Annotated in this window: 1 protein-coding gene; it reads left to right on the top strand. The window is 59.3% G+C overall.

Going from position 1 to position 253, the window contains the following annotated elements:
- Nucleotides 1–237 (top strand): hypothetical protein (locus QSV46_RS40380; protein ID WP_314964285.1); only part of this gene is annotated, 237 nt, incomplete at its 5' end.
- Between the last annotated feature and the right edge of the window lie 16 nt (nt 238–253).

The following is a 253-nucleotide window of genomic DNA, read 5'->3' as shown; positions in this document are numbered from 1 at the left end:
CCGCTGTCTCTGTGCGGACTGGCAGGATGGTTGAGCGGTGAAGGAGCAGTGGCGGCGGTGTGCGCTCGGCGATGCGAATTCATGGTGGGAACAGCCGACCTGCCAGCTGCGCTGACAGTCATCGTTGACGCTTTTGTACCGCCCAAGCTGTGGGACGTGATGGACCATGACCCGGCAGTGATTGCCCACCCATTTTTAGAAGAGCAGGTAGACGAGGAGATCAACTTATCGGCGTAGCGGCGGAAGTTACACC

The sequence above is a fragment of the Bradyrhizobium cosmicum genome (assembly GCF_032290525.1).
GTDB classification, from domain to species: Bacteria; Pseudomonadota; Alphaproteobacteria; order Rhizobiales; family Xanthobacteraceae; genus Bradyrhizobium; species Bradyrhizobium cosmicum_A.
This window is presented reverse-complemented; position numbering and strand designations above follow the sequence as displayed.